Annotated in this window: 16 protein-coding genes; 12 read left to right on the top strand and 4 right to left on the bottom strand. The window is 43.4% G+C overall.

The annotated features are described in order from the left end of the window. Positions 1-8 precede the first annotated feature (8 nt). The 3 genes from QNI24_RS06985 to QNI24_RS06975 all read right to left on the bottom strand — a co-directional run bounded on the left by QNI24_RS06985 (position 9) and on the right by QNI24_RS06975 (position 3,869). Complete coding sequence (locus QNI24_RS06985; RefSeq protein ID WP_267175188.1) at positions 9-398, bottom strand: hypothetical protein; 390 nt, start codon at positions 396-398, stop codon at positions 9-11. 98 nt (positions 399-496) lie between these two features. Continuing rightward, entirely contained in the window at positions 497-2,659 is a 2,163-nt protein-coding gene (locus QNI24_RS06980) for a patatin-like phospholipase family protein (protein ID WP_267175189.1), read from the bottom strand. Positions 2,660-2,789: 130 nt separating this feature from the next. Then, a complete protein-coding gene (locus QNI24_RS06975) occupies positions 2,790-3,869 on the bottom strand; it encodes a S1C family serine protease (RefSeq protein ID WP_267175190.1) in 1,080 nt (359 codons plus the stop codon). Between the two features lie 279 nt (positions 3,870-4,148). On the opposite strand from QNI24_RS06975, the gene petA reads away from it, so the two are divergent. The 8 genes from petA to QNI24_RS06935 all read left to right on the top strand — a co-directional run bounded on the left by petA (position 4,149) and on the right by QNI24_RS06935 (position 13,513). Beyond that, a complete protein-coding gene (petA, locus tag QNI24_RS06970; protein ID WP_267175191.1) occupies positions 4,149-4,736 on the top strand; it encodes a ubiquinol-cytochrome c reductase iron-sulfur subunit in 588 nt (195 codons plus the stop codon). Then, entirely contained in the window at positions 4,736-5,977 is a 1,242-nt protein-coding gene (locus QNI24_RS06965; protein WP_267175192.1) for a cytochrome b, read from the top strand. The genes petA and QNI24_RS06965 overlap by 1 nt, the downstream gene beginning before the upstream one ends. Beyond that, positions 5,977-6,714 (top strand): cytochrome c1, encoded by a 738-nt coding sequence (locus QNI24_RS06960; RefSeq protein ID WP_267175193.1) that lies wholly within the window; start codon positions 5,977-5,979, stop codon positions 6,712-6,714. The genes QNI24_RS06965 and QNI24_RS06960 overlap by 1 nt, the downstream gene beginning before the upstream one ends. A gap of 114 nt (positions 6,715-6,828) precedes the next feature. Further along, positions 6,829-7,461 (top strand): glutathione S-transferase N-terminal domain-containing protein, encoded by a 633-nt coding sequence (locus QNI24_RS06955; protein WP_267175194.1) that lies wholly within the window; start codon positions 6,829-6,831, stop codon positions 7,459-7,461. Positions 7,462-7,468: 7 nt separating this feature from the next. After that, positions 7,469-7,870 (top strand): ClpXP protease specificity-enhancing factor, encoded by a 402-nt coding sequence (locus QNI24_RS06950; RefSeq protein ID WP_267175195.1) that lies wholly within the window; start codon positions 7,469-7,471, stop codon positions 7,868-7,870. Position 7,871: 1 nt separating this feature from the next. Continuing rightward, complete coding sequence (locus QNI24_RS06945) at positions 7,872-9,029, top strand: mechanosensitive ion channel family protein (protein ID WP_267175196.1); 1,158 nt, start codon at positions 7,872-7,874, stop codon at positions 9,027-9,029. 14 nt (positions 9,030-9,043) lie between these two features. Further along, positions 9,044-12,850 carry an ATP-dependent RNA helicase HrpA gene (gene hrpA / locus QNI24_RS06940; RefSeq protein WP_267175197.1) on the top strand — a complete coding sequence of 1,269 codons (3,807 nt, stop codon included), beginning with the start codon at positions 9,044-9,046 and terminating at the stop codon, positions 12,848-12,850. Between the two features lie 12 nt (positions 12,851-12,862). Next, positions 12,863-13,513, top strand: coding sequence for a tetratricopeptide repeat protein (locus tag QNI24_RS06935; protein ID WP_267175198.1), 651 nt, complete (start codon positions 12,863-12,865; stop codon positions 13,511-13,513). Here the strand turns inward: QNI24_RS06935 and QNI24_RS06930 are convergent. Next, the gene (locus QNI24_RS06930; protein ID WP_267175199.1) at positions 13,508-14,728 is read right to left on the bottom strand and encodes a cysteine desulfurase-like protein; all 1,221 of its coding nucleotides are present in this window, start codon (positions 14,726-14,728) and stop codon (positions 13,508-13,510) included. The two genes, QNI24_RS06935 and QNI24_RS06930, sit on opposite strands and share 6 nt — an antisense overlap. Positions 14,729-14,891: 163 nt before the next feature. On the opposite strand from QNI24_RS06930, the gene QNI24_RS06925 reads away from it, so the two are divergent. The 4 genes from QNI24_RS06925 (at position 14,892) to QNI24_RS06910 (ending at position 19,531) form a co-directional block, all read left to right on the top strand. Then, the gene (locus QNI24_RS06925; protein ID WP_267175200.1) at positions 14,892-15,359 is read left to right on the top strand and encodes a DM13 domain-containing protein; all 468 of its coding nucleotides are present in this window, start codon (positions 14,892-14,894) and stop codon (positions 15,357-15,359) included. 138 nt (positions 15,360-15,497) lie between these two features. After that, entirely contained in the window at positions 15,498-17,294 is a 1,797-nt protein-coding gene (locus QNI24_RS06920) for a DUF885 domain-containing protein (RefSeq protein WP_267175201.1), read from the top strand. A gap of 70 nt (positions 17,295-17,364) precedes the next feature. After that, positions 17,365-17,886 carry a DUF6265 family protein gene (locus QNI24_RS06915; protein WP_267175202.1) on the top strand — a complete coding sequence of 174 codons (522 nt, stop codon included), beginning with the start codon at positions 17,365-17,367 and terminating at the stop codon, positions 17,884-17,886. Positions 17,887-17,974: 88 nt separating this feature from the next. Next, the gene (locus tag QNI24_RS06910) at positions 17,975-19,531 is read left to right on the top strand and encodes an AbgT family transporter (RefSeq protein ID WP_267175203.1); all 1,557 of its coding nucleotides are present in this window, start codon (positions 17,975-17,977) and stop codon (positions 19,529-19,531) included. The last annotated feature ends 14 nt before the right edge of the window (positions 19,532-19,545 follow it).

Here is a 19,545-nt window from a genome sequence, read left to right as displayed (position 1 = left end):
ATAAATATTTAAATACCTGTTGAATCGAAACTTTGGACAAAAATCTGATCGACAAAAACTCCATCATCACAAAGCAAATTGCTGGTTTCACTGGTCAAGTACAATAAGTTCGCAGCAACTACCAAACGATTCCTTTCAATACCAATGTCCTGATTATTGGTCTCAAGGGTGAAGTTGCCAGGCGTGTTCAAGGGAGTTGAACCTGATGGCTGAAGGCAATTACTTGCTGCAGAGTCAGCAATGGTAAAAGTCTTGTTAGGCAGGTCAATCAGTACATCACTGAAGACTTCATAAGCGTAGCCGTCTAAAATCAATTCCAATGGGTTTTGGGCCAAAGTGTTGGTGCTCACCGACAGGGTGAAGAAAAAAGTCAGTAGTGACGTGTTTGGTTTTTGCATGTTCTTTATCAGTTCATTGTGGTTGACTGCTGCTCATGATATAGGTTGATGTGTTCAGATTTGGCTAAGTGGTTGTTAATATACTGTTTGTAAGGTGTTTAAAATCCGGTACCTAAACGCAGATAAAAACGCGCTTCACCATCATGGCTGTAACCGGTGCCAAGGAACATCACAGTATCCTGTACATCAAATGAAACACCGGCAGAAAAACCGTAAATCATGTCTTCTATATTGATGTTTCGTTGCCAGACATTGCCCCAGTGGGTTTTGAATGTCAAATCGGGTGCACCAATGATGGGTAGATCCAATGAACTGAATGGTGTGTACCAACCCAGCTCAAATAAAAACGCATTTAAGCCTAACAAAGACTGTGTGGGGTAGCCTGCAAAATCATCAATGCCACCATAGGCTTTGAAATACTCATCATTGTCCACCAGATCAGTGAAATCAAACTTAACCCGCAGGTGGGCGGCTGATTTTTCGAAAAAAGGAAAACGCTTAAAGCCGTCAAAACTAAGGAATTGGACCCGGTCAAAAATTCCTAACTCAGCTTTGATGTCGTAGCCGTTTCTGGCACCGATGACCTTATCTAAGGTGTCATAACCATAATTGACTTTCAGTCCAATGGTGCGATTGATCGCGGTTTCAAAATCGATGTCATTAATAACTGGCACGATACTCTCATCTAAATACCAAATACCAGCCCTGAGTTCGCTGTTGATGTCTGGGTTGTATCCCAAGTTAAAGCCGAAACCAAATTTTTTGTGGTCGTATTCACCGGTGGCATCCAAGCCGTTATAAAATCGCCGTGTGTCTTTGATGGTGTCGATGTTGGCGGTGGCAAAATAAGTGCTTTCAAAATCCAGCGGTTGATAGAGTTCACTTTGCCACGATAGGATTGAGCCAATACTTAAATCGTTGATCCAGCGGCCGCCTTTGCTGTTGATGTTGTAACGGTGGTGTCGTACCAACAATGATATCAAGGTATTTGAGTCGAAATCATCGGCCACTTTCAGCCCGAATTTGAGGTAATCAGGCCCCCAACGTTTTTCCTGGACTTTAAAAACGATGCCTTTGTTTTTCTCATCGTTTTCAGCGACGTGGTAGGTGATGACCTGAATGTCTTCTTCTTTGGCGACCACTTGATCAACAAAGTCTTGCACCAGTTTGGCTTTGAACTCTTGACCAATCAATTCATCTGCCTTAGCCATCAGGCGTGATGAAGAAGTTCTTTTGTTGCCAGTGAACTCGACATAGCGAATGCGGCTGGGAATTTCTCGTGGCAGAAAATTGCGGCTTTCCAAATGGGTGATGTATTGATGTTCAGGTAGTCTCAGAGCGTGTAATTTCTCAGAAATTGCATAAGTGCTTAAATAGCCGTCATTGATCATGTCTTCGGCTCGATTGAACATCCCTGCATCAATGCCTTCTAGTTCAGGTTGAATCACGATATCAGCTTGTTTCAATGAACGTTTGGTATTTTGTACCAACGCCACATCAATGCTTTGGTAGGTTACAGCAAGTACCGAGGATTCCTCATTGACTTTGGCCAAAGGCGATGAAATGTTCACTGCAATTACAATGTCCGCGCCCATCGCTCTGACCACATCCACCGGTAAGTTATTCAGCATGCCACCATCAACCAACATCCTGCCTTGGTGTTTTACCGGTCCAAAAACCAGAGGTACTGCCATCGACGCCCTCATGGCCATGGCCAAGTCGCCATGCTCAATAACATAAGGTTCGCCCTCATTGAGGTCTGTGGTCACCGCCCGGTATGGTATGGGAAATTGGTTGAAGTCTTGTTCATTGAAAGTGCCGACTAACCTTTGTAATTCCAACATCACTTTGTGGTCACCAGCCAGTCCTGTACCTGATTTAGCACCTTCTTTTGAAATACCAATCTCTAAATCAGCAAAATAGTCTTTTTCCTCTTGTCTTTGTTGGTAGTCTTTGAGCTTTCTTTTGGGTGACGGTTTCAGGGCATCGTCCCAATCAACCGATTGAATGGCCCACTCTAGATCTTCTGGGCTCATACCAGTGGCGTAAAGGCCGCCCACAATACTTCCCATGGATGTGCCTGCAATGTAATCTATCGGTATGTTTTTTTCTTCCAGCGCTTTGAGCACACCTACGTGCGCCATGCCTCTGGCGCCACCGCCAGACAATGCCAGGCCAATTTTTGGACGCTCTTTGGCAGCTGCTATTGAAGGGATCAATAACAACAGACACAGCATCAATAATTTAGTGTGGAGTGGCATGGCACGTACTTATTTCTTTAGGTGATTATAATCAGCGATTAAAATTTTAATCAATAAGTCCAAATAAAACCATGACTTAATGTTTGAATTGTGACGTAAATCCGTTTTTATGGCGGCCATTTGTTTTGCTTCAGCCAGTGCTCAGTGGTGGTTCAATGGTCAAGTTATGGCTGAAATCACCGTCTTGGTTATAACCAGTTAAGGTGACGGCATCACCAATGCTGTTTTCATATAGTATCTTGCGATACTGTTCAAACGAATTGACTGTTTGATCATTGATGTGAGTGATGACATCCATCGCTTTGATGCCGGCCAAATCGGCGGCACTGTCTGGATGTACCTTGTGCACCATGATGCCTTTGGCTGGTTTGGGAATACCATACATGGCATAACCTGCATCCATCAAAAAGCCCAGGCCAACCCAACCCCTGAGGACTTTGCCATGTTCAATCAATTCGTTGACTATTCTCACAGTGGTATTAGATGGAATGGCAAAGTTGATGCCTTCGGCACCAAATTGTCCATAGCTGGCAGCGCTTAAGCCAACCACTTGGCCCAGGGGGTTAATCAATGGGCCACCAGAGTTACCTTGGTTGATGGCAGCGTCGGTCTGAATGTAGTTTTCTAGTTGTACTGCTTGACTCTCAACCAAACCCTGTCGACCTGTGGCGCTGACGATGCCGAGTGAAGCGCTTTGGTTCAAGCCATAGGGATTGCCAACCGCGAGCACCACATCACCGGTATTAATCAAGTCGGAGTCCGCAAATTCCGCCGGATTGAGGTCTGCTGCATTGATTTTGATCACGGCCAAATCAGAAAGTGGGTCAGCACCCACAAAGCTGGCCTCAAAAGCCCGGTTGTCCCACAGGTAAACCACCACGCGGGTGGCACCATCAATCACATGCTTGTTGGTTACGATGTGTCCATTGGTTGAGACGATAACACCTGAGCCCAAGTAATTCTTTGTTTGATAAGGTGTGCGCGGTGAAATGCCGGGTGCGTTGATAGGTCGTCTTTGGTTACTTTGGATGTGGATGCTGACAACAGAGGTGGTTATTTGATTGATTGCTGGTGCGTAGGAAAACAACAATTGAGGTTGTTGAATAGTTTTATCTTGGGGGTTGATTTTTCCCGAAATCAATACATATAAGAAAGCACATGCCAAACCAATGACTGCATATTTAGTGATGAATTTTAGTGTGGCGCTCATAAGGTCTGTTACGTTTGCTGTGAGGTGATTGTATATGAAATTACATGTTATGGTAATAGCCATGGTATGGACTCATAAAACATTTCAGAGTTCCCGCCATTGTTGTTAATCAAAAAAGAACCTGGCAAAGCCTATTTGCCGCAATTACTATTTGATGATTAAATTACGCCTTAGCTATGAAATATCATTAAAATCTTGTAAAATTGCCGCGATTTAATAATAGATTCATCTTGAGCGCGACTTCAGTTCTCAAGAATACATTCATTAGGGGTTAATTCAATGACTGATAATGTCAATAAAAGTCGCCGCACTTTATTGCTCAGTACCGGCGCTTTAGGCGCTGTAGGTGCTGGATTTGCAGCTGTGCCTTTTCTCAAATCCTGGTTGCCCTCCGAGCGCGCCAAAGCCGCCGGTGGTCCAGTGAAAGCTGATGTTTCAAAGCTTGAGCCAGGCCAGATGCTGAACGTGATGTGGCGAGGCCAACCGGTTTTCGTGGTTAACAGAACCGACCAACAAGTTGGTGTTTTAGAATCACTCAACGACAAGCTGAAAGACCCAGAGTCGACCAGCAGTGTACAGCCTGAATACGTTGATGGTCTTTACCGTTCAAGAGAAGAGAACCTCTTGGTTGTGGTTGGTATTTGTACGCATTTAGGTTGTTCGCCGAAATATTATCCAGACTTGGTACCTCAACAGTTTGATGCAGAGTGGAAAGGTGGATTTTTCTGTCCATGCCATAGCTCTAGGTTCGATATTTCTGGACGCGTTTTCTCGGGATCGCCAGCCAGTCGTAATTTGGATATCCCTCCATACACATTTCTAGATGATAAAACCATCGAAATTGGTAACGATGGGGAGCAAGTATAATGGGTAAAATTGCCAGTTCAAGCAGTAAAGGTGGTATCGGTGGTTGGATCAATGACCGACTTCCAGTGACACAATTTTATAAAGACCACTTATCTGAATACTACGCACCAAAAAACTTTAACTTTTGGTATTTCTTCGGTTCATTGGCCTTGTTGGTATTGGTTAACCAAATTGTCACCGGCATTTGGCTGACCATGCATTACAAACCAGATGCTGATAAAGCATTTGGTATGGTTGAATACATCATGCGTGATGTGCCATGGGGTTGGTTAATCCGTTACCTGCACACCACTGGCGCTTCAGCCTTTTTTGTGGTGATTTACTTCCACATGTTCCGTGGCCTGTTATATGGCTCATTCAAAAAACCCAGAGAGTTGGTTTGGATCATTGGTATGTTGATCTATTTGGCATTGATGGCTGAAGCCTTCCTGGGCTATGTATTACCTTGGGGTAACATGTCTTACTGGGGTGCAAAAGTAATCACACAGCTATTTGGTGCAGTGCCGTTTGTTGGTGATGCCCTGGTTGAGTGGGTGCGTGGTGATTACGTTATTTCTGATGCCACTTTGAATCGATTTTTCGCCTTGCACGTGGTGGCTTTACCATTGGCTATTGTCGCCTTGGTGGTATTGCACATAGCTGCGCTACATACTGTGGGTTCAAACAACCCCGAAGGTATCGACATCAAAAAACACAAAGACGAGAACGGTAAGCCACTAGATGGCATTCCATTCCACCCCTACTACACTGTGAAAGATATTTTTGGTGTGGGTGTTTTTCTGTTGATATTTTTGTTCATTGTGTTTATCAAACCGGATATGGGTGGCCTGTTCCTAGAGCATGACAACTACGTTCCGGCTGATCCGTTGGTTACTCCGGCACTGATTAAACCAGTATGGTACTTCACGCCGTTTTATGCCATGTTAAGGGCTGTACCTGACATGCAATTAGGTGCATTGATTATGTTTGCAGCCATCATTGTGTTGTTCTTCCTGCCTTGGATAGATCGTTCGCCTGTCAGGTCTGTTCGTTACCGCAGGTGGCCATTTAAACTGATGCTGGGTTTGTTTGCTGTGTCTTTCTGTATCCTGGGTTGGTTGGGTATGCAGGCGGCATCTGAATTGTACAAATTAATGGCGCAGGTTTTGACAGCCTTCTATTTCTTCTATTTTGTTTGGTTGTTCTTTTACAGCCGCAATGAGAAATACCACGAAGTGCCTGAGAGAATAGAGGACCACTGATGAAAAAAATTATACTATTGATGTTTTTAACCACCAGTCCATTACTGATGGCTGCAGGTGACTATTACATTGGCGAAAAAGTTCAGACCAACATCCGTTCAACTGAGTCTTTGCGCAACGGTGCCAAAACATACATGAACTATTGTATGGGTTGTCATTCGATGGATTTTCAGCGTTACAACCGCGTGGCCGAAGACTTGGAGTTGTCAGAAGATGAGATGATGAATGGTTTGGTTTTGACTGATGCCAAGTTCACCGACAAAATGACCATCAGCATGGGTGATGCTCAAGCCAAAGAATGGTTTGGTAAAACACCACCTGACTTATCAGTAATTGCCAAAGCGCGTGGTTTGGATTGGTTGTACAACTTTTTGATTAACTATTATGCTGATCCAAATTCTGTGACAGGTTGGAATAATTTAACCCTGCCAAATGCCTCTATGCCACACGTGTTATGGGAATTACAAGGTATCAGAAAGGCCAACTTTGATATTTATGATGATGAAGATGGCAATGAGCACAAAGATTTCCAGAATTTTGAGATGGTAGAAGCTGGTTTACTGAGTGAACAAGAGTACAAAGATTTGGCCCGTGACCTGGTTAACTTTTTGGACTATTCTTCAGAACCTGCTCAGTTAATTCGCATGTCCTACGCCCCTTGGGTTTTGTTGTTTTTGTCGTTGTTTACATTCATGGCATATTTATTGAAGGTTAACTATTTCAGAGACATTCACTGAGCTGGCTGAAACAGCCATACTTAACAAAAAAGCCAAAATTTGGTAATATAAAGGGTTTTTGTGGTCTTGTACCGCGAAAACCCTTTTAACGTTAGAACAAAGGAGAAATTATAGGTGTCTATTATCGAGCGTGGACGATCAGTTATAACCATTTACTCAGAGACAGACGCATTTGACTCACATCGAATTCGTTTCCTTTTGGCCACTAAAAGCATCAACTGCAAAATCATTTCGGTCGATCGATCCGATCCGCCAGAAGACTTGCTAGCAAACAACCCCAAACTAGAGATTCCAACTCTGGTTGACCGCGATATGCACCTCTATGGTGTTAATGTCATCACAGAATATTTAGATGAAAGGTATCCACATCCACCCCTGATGCCACCTGATCCAATGACCCGTGCAAGACTGAGGTTCACTGTCTATAGGCTTGAAAACGGTTGGTTCCGCTACGTTGACAAAATTGAAAACAGTGTGGGTGAGAAGAAACAAAAAGCCATCAATGATTTAACCGGTGAATTGGTTGCTGCTGAGGCGCTTTTCAGTGAAAACCCTTACTTTATGAATACTGACATGACCTTAGTGGATACCAATTTGGTGCCATTTTTATGGCGTTTGGAACATTATGGTTTGGATTGGGAGTCATTACCCAAATCTTTGCGTAATTATGCCCATCGCATGTTCCAAAGTAAGGCTTTCAAGAAGAGTATCACTGAATCTGAACGCGAGTACCGATTTGATTTTTGATGCTGACATGACTTCAGTAAAGCCTTATTTCGTTCAGGCATTACATGAATGGATCACCGACAATGGCTTGACGCCATTGGTGGTGATCGATGCCAGTTACCCGGGTGCCCGAGTACCAGATGGTGTGATTGAAGATGGCAAGGTCACCCTCAATGTGTCTTATGATGCAGCTGAAAACATTCAAATGGATGACGAGTTGATGACTTTTAATGCACGTTTTGGTGGCGTTTCACATGCGGTTATTGTGCCCATGGAGTCAATCACTGCCATTTATGCCAGAGAAAACGGCAAAGGTATGATGTTTGATGTGGATCATGAGGAAGCTGACACGGATGATCAATCAGCGGATGAAACCGCAGAATCAAGTGAAAATAAATCGTCCAAACCTCACTTAAAACTGGTAGATTGAGATGCAAACCGCAGGTGCCACAGAAGCCAATGGAGCCCCACCACCAGTCAGTGACATAACACAGGCAATCAACAACTTATCCAGTTACATACCTGATTCATGGCAACCCTATTGGGAACAAATTCAGTCGATTCCGATGTTGGCATTCATCGTCACTGTTGGTTTGGGTTATGTGTTAGCAAAAATTGCGGTCATGGTATTCACCAAGAGTTTGTCGCAAATCACCAAGAGAACCAAAAGTGATGTAGATGATCAGCTGATTGCTACACTGAAAAAACCGTTCTTTTTGACCATCTTTTTCTTCTTCTTAGGTGTGGCAGTAAAGACTGTTGGCCTGTCAGCAGGCTTGGAAGGTGGTTTGATCAGAATATTGGCCAGTTTGTTGGTCATCAGCTGGATGATGCGAGGCTTTAAAGTACTGCACTTGTTATTGGATACCTTATCCAGAAACAGGGCTCGCTTTGAAATCATTCAACCCAAAACCATTCCTTTGTTTGAGCTGGTGGGTAAAATACTGCTGATTGGCTTAGGTTCTTATATCCTACTGATCATTTGGGGTATCAACCCAACGGCTTGGTTGGCCTCAGCTGGTGTCATCGGTATTGCGGTTGGTTTCGCTGCCAAGGATACTTTGGCCAACCTATTCTCTGGTTTTTTTATCATTGCTGACACACCTTATAAAGTGGGTGATTTTGTTAATTTGGACTCAGGTGAGCGTGGTATGGTCACTCATGTGGGTATGCGCTCAACGCGTTTATTAACACGAGATGATGTAGAAATAACCATACCGAATAATGTGATAGGTAATGCCAAAATCATCAATGAAAGTTCTGGGCGATGGGAAAAGAGCCGCATTCGTATCAAGGTAGGTGCTGCTTATGGTAGTGACAGCAAACAAGTTTGTGACGTGTTGATGGCTGTAGCCAATCAACATGATGAGGTGGTTAAGGAGCCAGCTGCCAGGGTCAGGTTCAGGTCATTTGGTGCCTCGTCATTGGACTTTGAGTTATTGGTTTGGATTGCGCAACCGGTGTTGCGTGGAAGAATCAGTCACGAACTGCATATGCAAGTATACGATGCGTTCAATCAAGCAGGGATTGAAATCCCTTACGCCAAACAAGACCTGTATATCAAAGAATTTCCAAGTAATAAAGTCTGAACGAAAGCACGCTCGTGTCAGCTGATATTGAAAAATTAATCACCCAGTTACCTGGACATGTCTTGGCCAAAGATTTGCACCGTTTACAAAACCAGCTGAACAATGCCAAAAAGACACCAAAAAAATTAGCGCCTGTATTATCAGCCATCAATAACAGCCAACAACAATATGAAAAGCGCTTGGCAGCACTGCCGAAAGTTGAATTAGAAGCTGAATTACCCATCAGTCAACAAGCTGAAAAAATTACCCAGGCAATTAAAAATAACCAAGTGACCATCATTGCGGGTGAGACAGGTTCAGGTAAAACCACCCAAATCCCCAAAATTTGTTTGCAAGCGGGGCTTGGCTTGACCGGTCAAATTGCTTGTACCCAACCCCGACGAATCGCAGCAAAATCTGTGGCACAGCGAGTCGCTGATGAAATCAACCAACCACTGGGACAAGCCATTGGTTATCAAGTGCGTTTTGATGATCAATTCAGCGAAGATGGTTACGTCAAGTTCATGACTGATGGAATCTTGTTACAGCAAACATTGCGTGACAAATGGCTCAATGCTTATGACACCATCATCATCGATGAAGCCCACGAACGCAGTTTAAACATCGACTTTCTGTTGGGTTTTATTAAGCAACTGATCAAAACAAGAAAAGACCTCAAGGTGGTCATTACCTCAGCCACCATTGACACTGAAAAGTTTTCTAAACATTTTGATGATGCACCGATTATTAATGTCAGTGGTCGTTCTTATCCAGTAACCACTCATTACCGTTCACTTGAAGAAAATAACTTAGAATTGAATCAAGGCATTATCCGTGCTGTTGATGAAATATATGCTCACGATAAGGTCGGTGATGTGTTGATTTTCCTGCCAGGTGAGCGCGAAATCAATGAAGCGGCAGACCAACTACAAAGAAAACACTTGCCGAACACTGAGGTGTTGAAGCTGTATGCCAGATTAACCGCAGCTGATCAGATGAGGATCTTTAAACCTGGTGATAAACGACGGGTGATTTTATCAACCAATGTGGCTGAAACTTCACTCACGGTACCAAGAATCCATTACGTCATTGATTCCGGCCTGGCTCGCATCAGTCGTTATTCAGCCAAAAGTAAAATACAAGGGTTACAAGTTGAACCCATTGCACAAGACAGCGCCAATCAAAGACAAGGTCGGTGTGGAAGGATTGCTGATGGTCATTGTTATCGACTATACAGTGAGCAAGATTTCGAAAGCCGACCTGAACATACCGATGCAGAAATTCTGCGGACTTCATTGGCTTCTGTGATATTACAGACGCATGTACTGAAATTGGGCCACCTGACAGATTTTCCATTCATAGATCAACCTGATTTTAAAATGATCAATGATGGCTATCAGCTTTTGATTGAGCTTGAGGCCTTGGATGAAGGGCAACAACTGACCCAAACAGGCAAAATGATGGCGCATTTACCCATCGATGTGCAACTGAGTCGGGTGTTAATCAAAGCCAATGGTTTGGGCTGTTTGAGGGAACTGTTGGTCATTGTCGCTGGTCTGTCTATTCAAGACCCCAGAGAACGGCCCTTGGAGTGGTCGCAGGCGGCGGACAAAGCCCATGCTAAATTTAACCATGAACGTTCTGATTTCATGGCTTTATTAAAAATGTGGAAAACGCTCAATAAAAAACGCCAAGAACTTAAAAACAAAGGCTTCAAACAATACTGTCGAGATAACTTCATTTCAATCAAACGCTATATGGAGTGGCGCGATGTGAATCGTCAATTAAGCCAATTGGTGAAACGACAAAAAATGCAACTGAATGAAAAACAGGCAGATTATGAACAAATTCACAAAGCCCTGTTAGCTGGTTTTATTTCTCACATTGGTTTGCATCAATCTGACAAAGAATACATGGGCACCAGAAACAAAAAATTCATGATATTTCCAGGCTCAGGACTGTATGGCAGAAACCCCAAATGGTTATTGGCAGGTGAAATTGTGCACACTTCGCAGGTGTTTGCGCGCATGGTGGCTGATTTGGATGTGATGTGGATCAACGATGTTGGGCGTCATCTGATTAAAAAATCTTTTTATGATCCATTTTGGTCAAAAAAACACGGTACCGTCATGGGTTATCAACGCAGTGTTTTGTTGGGTTTGGTGTTGAGTGAAAAGCACCAAATTCACTATGGGCCTAAGGATCCCAAAACAGCCCGAGAACTGTTCATCAGTCAAGGCTTGGTAGAACAGTTCATGCACACCCGCATGGCCTTTTTTCACCACAATGCCAAATTGATAGCAGCGATTCAAAGTGAAGAAGACCGGTCACGAAAGAAAGATTTATTGATAGACCATAACACCTTGTATGACCTGTATGACAAAGCGATACCAGCCGGTATTTATTCAGAAGTACAGTTGCGTAAGCACATTGCTAAAAACGGTGATCATGATCTGCGATTTACTGATAATGACCTCTACATGCGGCAGGCGCCGAAAGACCGTGAACAACTTTTTCCAGAACAGATCAGTATCCGTAACCTGAAATTGAAATTAAGCTATGAATTTCAGCCTGGCAGTGATTCTGATGGCGTGACAGCACATATCCAGTTGCCCTGGTTGAATGCTTTGAACGCCAATGACTTTGAGTTTTTAGTACCTGGCTTATTGCCTGAAAAGTTGGAGATGTTAATCAAAGGTTTACCAAAAAGCATCAGAAGAGGGTTGTTTCCAATCAAAGAATATGCCGAAATTTTGAGTGAGTCCTTGGATCACAATGAGGATTTTTATCAACAATTAGTCAAGACGGTATTTAAGAAAAATGGTTTGCAAACCACCATTGAGGACTGGCAAGCGACGCAGTTAGACGATCACTTGAAATTCAGATTTTTAGTCTATGATAACAACAACAAAACCCTCAAAAGCGGCCGAGACTTTGATGCCTTAATTACAGCTTTCAGCCAACAGGCCAACCGCAGTTTTCAAAAAACCGCCTCAAAAACCAAAAAAATTGATGGCGCGCGAGATTGGGTGTTTGGTGAGCTGGTGGAGCAAGTGCAATTAGACAATGGTTTACCGGCCTATCAGGCGATTGTTGATCAGGGTGATGTGGTTGGTTTGCGCATGTTCGAACACCCGCAGCAGGCCGCTGCCAAACACCTGCAAGGGATTAAAAAATTACTGCAATTGAAATACCCCAAAATCATCAAACAAGCCAAGAAAGTTCAAATCAGTCTGAAAGCAGAAATGGCCTGGAATGCATTGGAAAGTGGTCAAAAACTGATAGATGAGGTGGTCGATGCCTTGTTGGAAAAACACATCAATTCAGCTGGTTTTATTGCCAGTCAAGCACAATTCGATCAATTGGCAGATGTTTTGGCACAGAAGCTATATAAAAATACCTATGATTGGTCAAAAGTATTGGGGCCTGTGATTGAAAAGTGGTACCAAACATGGCAATTGGTCGAAGAGAAGAGCGACTTGTTAACCGAAGCCACTTATGCTGACATGCATTATCAGCTGGATTATTTGGTTTATGCTGATTTTGTTCATCATGTCAGACTCGATGACTTGAGCCATTACCAACGGTACTTCAATGGCCTGGAAATGCGCTTGGAAACCGCCATGCATTCACCGCAAAAAGAAATCGATAAACTCAAAGAACTGACCATTGTCAGTAAGCCATTTTATGATTACTGTGACCAAGTGGATGAGTTCACTGATGAGCATCAAGACTTTTTGATGCTGCTGGAAGAACTACGGGTGTCACTGTTTGCGCAAAGCCTCGGCACCAAACAAAAAGTATCAGTGAAGCGATTGAAGCAGGTTTTTAAGGCGCTATAATTGTAATGCTATATGTTTAATCAACCATCAAAAATCTGGATAATTTTTACTGCGCTTTCACTGAGTTTTAGTAACCAAAATGACATTGATATTAATCAAATAGGTGAGCAGGGTATAGAGCTGTACCAATCAGAAGAGTATGCTTTGGCATTAAAGTCTTTTGATCAAATTTTGAAAATAAAAAAAAATAATTTCCAGGCAAACTTATGGAAAGCATACTGTCTAGAAGCATTGGAAAAATATTCTGAAAGTATTGCCTTTTATTCAATTGCAATTGAAATCAAGCCGTCAGTAGCTTCGACGTACTTCAATAGGGCGGTTTTGTACCAAAAAACTCACGCCTATCATCTGGCAGAAAAAGACTACCTATTATCACTGGAGAATGATCCAACAAATCAAGATGTCATTCCAAATGACAATATATATAACAACCTCGGATCAGTTTACAGCATACAAGAAAATTATGATAAAGCAGTTATTGCATTTATGAATGCAACAAGAATTAATAAAAAATTTCATGAAGCACATTTTAATCTTGGACTGGCACAAGAGGCTCGGGGTGCCTTTAAATCAGCATTGAGTAGTTATGAAAAAGCGCTGAATCTTGCACCCAATAATTTTGAATACCAGAGTGCCTACATCAGATTAGCGTTGACTTTATAGGAAAAGAACCTTTAATGATTTAATTAATTTTTCTACTTCATCAGCCGTGTTGTAATGTGCCAAACTCACTCGAACCACACCTTGTTTTTCTCTCAAACCAAGATGATTAATTAATTCAACCGCGTAGAAATCGCCAAATCGGATGCCGATTTGGTAAGGATCAACGTGTTCAACAATGGTTTTTGAATCGATGTTCTTATGCACAAATGATAGAGTGGCGACACGCTTTTCAGCTGTGCTCTGGTTGATTCCTATGATATTAATGGCTGGGTGTTGGTGTAGATATTTAATCAGTGGATTGATCAGTTCTGCTTCATACTGAGCGATTTGATGATAAGCATTTTTTAAATGATAGCGATTGATTTCAGCTTCCCTCTTACCCGCTCCCAAGTCACATAAATACTGCACCACCGCGCCCATGGCGTAACACAGCTCGTAATTGACATTGCCAGGTTGGAATTTATACGGTGAAGTTTTAATGAAGGCATGGTTAAAGCCTGGTAGTTGATTGAGCAAGTCACGTTTGCCGTACATCACCCCTTGATGCGGGCCAAAGGTTTTATAAGTACTGAAATAGTAATAATCAACATCCCATGCTTGCACATCTATCAGGCGGTGTGGTGCGTAAGCCACGCCATCAACACACACTTGAGCGCCGTGCTGATGAATCAATTGGGTCCATTGTTCAATCGGATTGATGCTGCCCAATATGTTGGAGACATGGGTGAAACAAACCAACTTTGTGCTGTTGGTCATTAAATCCAATAAGGCATCGGTTTCAAGTTCATATGTCTGAGGGTTGACTTGCCAGGTCTTAACCACAATGCCTTGTTTTTCAAGTTCAAACCACGCCGCTCGGTTACATTCATGGTCGACATCTGTGACGATGACCTCATCACCTGCTTGCCAACCTTGAGCTAAACTCAGGCATAAAATTCTGACCAATGAGGTGCTGCTGGCTCCCACAATGACCTCATCAATGTGCGCTGCATTGAGGTAAGTTTGAACCGCTTGGGTGGCTTGTTGTAGTATTTTTGCAGCTTGGGCGGAGGTTGAGTAACTGGCGCCCAGTTGCACATCATAATGGGTCAGGTATTCGCTGATGGCAGTAATGGCATGGCCCACAGTTTGTGAACCACCGGCGTTGTCCATGAACACCATTTCAGGGTCTTGATTGAATACGGGGAACTGCGCTCTGACCCAATTGATGTCCATTAAACCACCTCAAAAATGACACATTCTATACAGGTTCATGTGGATGAGCAAACGCCGTGGGGATGATGCGCTGAAAAATAAAACCATGTTAAGCTGTCATTTTATTGTCAGCCTGTCAGATAATTCAGGTCAATATATAAACAACCATTAAATTCGAGTAACTATGAAGAAACTATTTTTAATACTGACCCACTTACTGGCAGGCTTTATTGGCTTTGCTGCTGGTATCTATGCCTTGCCCATCTTGATCGCTCCAGATGCACCCAGTGCCAGCCAAGTAGCCAGTATGGCGGCTGCGGCCAATTACCAAACCACTTTCAGCAAGGATTTACAAGACAGTGATTTCTTACACCAAGCTGAAGGTCAAGTGACGATCAGTAATGAGCACATCACATTCAATGGCACGATGTCGCCTGGCCCTGATTACATTTTGTATTTGTCGCCCCAGTTTGTCGAAACAGAGTCTGACTTTAACCAGTTAAAATCTCAAATGACGCCTGTGGCAGCGGTAAAGACTTTTGATAATTTCATTATTGATGTGCCCACAGGTGTGGATGTTGAAGCCTTTAACACGGTCATTGTATGGTGTGAATCATTTGGACAGTTCATCACGGCAGCCCAATATCGTTAAAGACTATTACTTTTGCTGCCCAAAATTGAGAAGCAAAGACATGCGAGCTGTTTCATTTCCCCTTTGACATCAAATAATTGGTAACATCTAAAGGTTTGATTCGTTGATAAGTCATTCATTCATTAGGAGCGTATAGGTATGGCAAGTAGGGCTTGGAAATTCACCAAAAGAACATTGTTGGTGGCGTTGTTTTTGTTGTTGGTGTTTGTGGTTAATCTGATTTGGTTCAGACCATTTTTCATCAATCACTTTTATGAAAAAATCTTTGTTGAGTTTGTTTGGGAAAGTCCCCAGACCATGACTGATTTGGGCATTGGTTTTTGGAATGATCAATTGGATGATAATTCAGCAGCTGCCAATGAAAAGGGCTTGGCGTTGTTGCAGAAGAGCTATGAGCATTTGCTCGAATATGACCGCAGCGAACTGACTGGACAAGCGGCAATTTCATACGACATCTTGAAGTTTTTCCTGCAAGGCGAGATGGATAGCTTGAAGTACAAAGACCATGGTTACAGTGTGACCCAAAGGGGTGGCAGTTATCAGGGCATCATCAATTACATGACCACCACCCACCGCATTGAGGATGTGGGTGATGCCGAGGACTACTTATCCCGGGTGTCACAAATCGGTCGTTATTTTGATAACACTCTGACCGCCGTGAGGAAAGAACACGCATTGGGCATCTTACCGCCACGCTTTGTGATTGAAAAAATCATTGAAAATTTACATAACATCCGTGATCCCGAAATGGCTGAAAACCCTTTGGTTAAAGACTTCTTTGAAAAAGTAGATCAATTGGGTGAAGTTGAAACGGCCCAAAAGGAACAACTCAAAGCGCAAATGGTCACACACATGGAAGACATTGTGTTACCGGCTTATGATCGATACCTGGCACTTTATAATGAATTGTTGCCACAAGCCACCACCGATGCCGGGGTATGGAAATTACCCGATGGTGATGCATATTATCAAAGTCGTATCAAAGCCATGACTACCACTGAGTACACCGCTGAAGAATTGCATCAATTGGGTTTGGCTGAAGTGGATCGAATCCTGTCAGAGATGTCCGAGATTTTATCAGCTCAAGGCTATAACCAACAAACAGTGGGCGAGGCCATGCGGATGTTGGGTGAAGATCCACAGTTTCTCTATCCAGATACCGATGCCGGCCGTGAACAAATCTTAGTTGATTATGTGGCCATGATTGATGAGATTGAGTTGGGCATGGATGCTGTTTTTGACATCAAGCCCAAAGCCGATGTGGTGGTCAAAAAAGTGCCCGAATTCAGACAAAAAACAGCCGCTGGCGGTTCCTACAGAGGGCCAGCACCAGATGGTTCAAGACCTGGTATTTTTTATGCCAATTTATACGACATCAAAGCCACGCCAAAGTGGAGCATGCGAACCTTGGCTTATCATGAGGCCGTGCCGGGTCATCATTTTCAGATAGCTATCAGGACTGAATTAGAGGGCTTACCCAGTTTCAGGAATTTCATTGGATTTACCGCTTATTCAGAGGGTTGGGCTTTGTATGCTGAACGTTTGGCTTGGGAACAAGGTTACCAACAAGAACCCTTCAGTAATTTAGGTCGCCTACAAGCCGAACTGTTGCGTGCAGTGAGGTTGGTGGTTGATACCGGTATCCACCACAAACGTTGGAGCCGCGAACAGGCCATTGATTACATGGCATCTACCACTGGCATGACCATGACTGATGTGGTTTCTGAAATTGAACGCTACATTGTGTGGCCAGGTCAGGCTTTGGCCTACAAGGTGGGTATGATTAAGATCATGGAATTGAGAGCAAAGGCCAAAGCTGCTTTGGGCGATCGTTATGACATCCGTGAATTTCATAATGTGGTATTGAAAAATGGTGCCGTGCCATTGACCATTCTTGAAGGTTTGGTTGACAAATACATTGCTGAAGCCGTTTAATGGTGTAAACCAACACCTCACAGCTCACTCAAATTGTTTTGAGTGAGCCCTCAGTGAAGCAGGAGTTAACATGAACAAAACAATCCTGGCCCTCATCATCTGCTTTTTCAGTGGCATGGTTATGGCACAAGAGAAATTGACTGAACATACCTACCATCTATCAACTGATGCACCACTTGGCAAAGGTCAATTGACTGATGTCGCTTGGCTGGTAGGCGCTTGGCAGGGCACTGCCTTTGGCAGTCGTTTTGAGGAAGTGTGGAATCCTGCTTCAGCCGGATCGATGGTTGGCATGTGGAAACTGTACGATGAAGATAAGGGTGTCGACTTTTACGAACTGATGCTGATCAAGGAACAAGGTGACGGCTTGGTTTTATTGGTTAAGCACTTCAGTGCTGATTTTGTTGCTTGGGAAGACAAAGCGGATTTCGTAGAGTTTCCTTTGGTTAAGATTGAAGACAAAGCCGTGCACTTTTCGGGTTTAAGTTTTTATCAAAATGGTGCAGATAAAATAGATGGGTACATCGTTATGAAACACCAAGATGGCAGTAAATCAGAACATCACATTGCCTACAACAGGGCTGATTTTTAACTTCAAGTATTTGACCTTTTCAAGCTGGCTGGCTTGAATAAAGGCAGCATATTGGGTATAACATTTCCAACTAATTGAGGAGTCCAATGTGAACGATACTGCAGCACCTGAAACACCAGTGAAACAAAGCTGGGTTCAACGCTTTTTAAATTCAGTCGAGCGGGTGGGTAATAAGTTACCTGATCCTGCCATCATCTTCCTTTTTGCACTGTTAATCATTTGGGTGCTTTCTTGGTTATTATCTGGGGTTAATTTCAGTGCCATTGATCCGCGCAGCGATGCCCCGATCATCATCAACAATTTACTTACCGGTGATGCACTGGCCAATTTCCTCTCAACCATGGTCACCACATTCACTGGGTTTGCACCACTGGGTGTGGTGTTGGTAGCGATGATGGGTGTCGGTGTTGCCGAACACTCTGGCTACATCAACACGGCCATTAAACTGATGCTACGCAGGACCCCCAAAGCACTTCTTACCCCGGTGATTATTCTGGTGGCAATCGTCTCTCACACTGCCACAGATGCGGGTTATGTATTGGTGATACCTTTAGCAGGCGTCATCTATTACGCCATGGGGCGTCATCCATTGGCTGGTATTGCTGCAGCATTCGCTGGTGTTAGTGGTGGTTTCAGTGCCAATTTTGTGCCATCTGGTATCGACCCCTTGCTGCAAAGTTTTACCCAAAGTGCAGCGCAAATCATTCAACCTGAAATGGCGGTTAATCCGTTGAATAACTGGGCCTTCACATCGGCCTCTAGTTTATTCATCGTATTGGTTGGTTGGTACATCACTGATAAAATCATTGAACCCAGACTGGCATCCACAGAACTGGACGGTGATACCGAAGACTTGCCTAAGCTGGATGAGATTTCTGTTACCGAGAGGAAATCATTTTATATTGCCTCGACAGTGATGTTAGTGGGTATTGGCTTGTTGGTTTGGGCTTCTTGGTCAGAAGATTCACCGTTGCGTTATGAAGGCGAATTGGCGGTATTTCAAGCACCGCTGATGCAGTCCATCGTACCTTTGATTTTCTTATTGTTTTGGATTCCTGGTGCCATCTATGGTTTTGTTTCAGGCACCTTTAAAAGCTCTAAAGACATGATAGATGCGATGACCAAAGCCATGAATGGCATGTCTTACTACTTGGTTATGGTTTTCTTCTGCGCCTTATTTGTGGCCGCTTTTGCCAAATCTAATCTCGGTGCTTTATTGGCGATTGAAGGGGCACAAATGCTCAAAGCGCTGGCTTTACCCAGTGCTGTTACAGTGGTAGGCATTATCTTTTTGACGGCCTTTGTTAACTTGTTTGTTGGATCGGCCTCAGGTAAATGGGCGTTGCTCGCGCCGATTTTTGTGCCGATGTTGATGCAGTTGGGTATATCGCCTGATTTGACTCAGGCTGCTTATCGTGTCGGTGATTCGAGTTCCAACATCATCACACCATTGATGCCGTACTTCCCATTGGTTGTGGTGTATTGCCAGAAATATGTCAAAGACACTGGAGTGGGTACATTGATCGCGTTGATGATTCCGTTCTCTATAGCCTTTTTGGTTGGTTGGACGTTGTTCTTATTGGCTTATTGGTACTTAGGCATTCCATTGGGTCTGCAAGCCAGCTACGTTTACCCTGCAGGTTAATTAATAAAAACAGT

It is taken from the genome of Marinicella marina (assembly GCF_030065545.1).
GTDB lineage: Bacteria > Pseudomonadota > Gammaproteobacteria > Xanthomonadales > Marinicellaceae > Marinicella > Marinicella marina.
The sequence above is the reverse complement of the archived record's forward strand: the minus strand, read 5'-3'. Positions and strand labels throughout refer to the sequence as shown.

Coding starts and splice junctions, on each gene's coding strand:
- QNI24_RS06950 (WP_267175195.1), top strand. CDS start 7,469: ATGACTTCAGTAAAGCCTTATTTCGTTCAGGCATTACATGAATGGATC.
- QNI24_RS06930 (WP_267175199.1), bottom strand. CDS start 14,728: ATGGACATCAATTGGGTCAGAGCGCAGTTCCCCGTATTCAATCAAGAC.
- QNI24_RS06985 (WP_267175188.1), bottom strand. CDS start 398: ATGCAAAAACCAAACACGTCACTACTGACTTTTTTCTTCACCCTGTCG.
- QNI24_RS06945 (WP_267175196.1), top strand. CDS start 7,872: ATGCAAACCGCAGGTGCCACAGAAGCCAATGGAGCCCCACCACCAGTC.
- QNI24_RS06920 (WP_267175201.1), top strand. CDS start 15,498: ATGGCAAGTAGGGCTTGGAAATTCACCAAAAGAACATTGTTGGTGGCG.
- QNI24_RS06975 (WP_267175190.1), bottom strand. CDS start 3,869: ATGAGCGCCACACTAAAATTCATCACTAAATATGCAGTCATTGGTTTG.
- QNI24_RS06980 (WP_267175189.1), bottom strand. CDS start 2,659: ATGCCACTCCACACTAAATTATTGATGCTGTGTCTGTTGTTATTGATC.
- QNI24_RS06925 (WP_267175200.1), top strand. CDS start 14,892: ATGAAGAAACTATTTTTAATACTGACCCACTTACTGGCAGGCTTTATT.
- petA (WP_267175191.1), top strand. CDS start 4,149: ATGACTGATAATGTCAATAAAAGTCGCCGCACTTTATTGCTCAGTACC.
- QNI24_RS06960 (WP_267175193.1), top strand. CDS start 5,977: ATGAAAAAAATTATACTATTGATGTTTTTAACCACCAGTCCATTACTG.
- QNI24_RS06965 (WP_267175192.1), top strand. CDS start 4,736: ATGGGTAAAATTGCCAGTTCAAGCAGTAAAGGTGGTATCGGTGGTTGG.
- QNI24_RS06935 (WP_267175198.1), top strand. CDS start 12,863: ATGTTTAATCAACCATCAAAAATCTGGATAATTTTTACTGCGCTTTCA.
- QNI24_RS06915 (WP_267175202.1), top strand. CDS start 17,365: ATGAACAAAACAATCCTGGCCCTCATCATCTGCTTTTTCAGTGGCATG.